A 764-nucleotide genomic window follows, 5' to 3' on the forward strand; every position below is an offset into this window, starting at 1 on the left:
TGCCGGCAGGAGCCGCATCGCCATCGCTGTCGGTCACGCCGACCGCGACGGTGACCGCCGTGTTGTTGGTGTCGCCGGTGTTGTCCTTCAGCGTGTAGGTGTAGTGGATCTGGTTCGTCGCTGCCTCGAACCACGCCGTCAGCGTGCCCGTCGCATTGTTCAGAACCGTCGTCGGAGCGCCGGCATTGGTGCTGGTGACCTGCTGGCCATTCAGCGACACCGTGCCGATGCCGTCGACCGACGTCACCTGGATCACGCCCGAGGCCGTCGTGTTGGTCGGAGCAACCTGCGAACCGGCAGGCTCGCTGCCGCGAACCCCGAGGCCCGCTTCGTACACCGTCGTCACGCCATCACCTGCCGTCGGCAGCGTGAAGGTCGGCTTGGAGTCGTCGATGTGGATCGTCAGCGTCGCCGTCTTGGTGTCGCCGTCGCCATCCTTCAGCGTGTAGGTGAAGACATCGTCCACACCACCGGCCGAACCGGCCGTGCGCACATAGGTGTACTGGCCGCTCGCATCGATCGTCAGCTGGCCATACTGGCCATTGATCGCCGTCGCACCCGAGACCGGGCTGCCGGCGCCACCGGCAAAGTTGCTCACGATGTTGCTCACGCTGGCACCGTCGGCGCCAACCGTGTCAGCACCAGCACCCGAGTTGGTCGTGCCGACGCCGCTGATCACATTGCCGTCCGTCGTGCTGCCGGTACCGACGCTGTCGGTATCCAGACGCGCGATCGGCGCATCGTCGACGATGGTGATCGTCAGG

Annotated in this window: 1 protein-coding gene; it reads right to left on the bottom strand. The window is 66.0% G+C overall.

What is annotated here, in order from left to right; translation table 11 throughout:
• The coding region (locus tag AC3WTO_RS31125) for a cadherin-like domain-containing protein (protein WP_492465086.1) at positions 1–764 on the bottom strand (764 nt) is incomplete at both ends.

This window comes from Mesorhizobium sp. EU05-FHT14A09 (assembly GCF_058790995.1).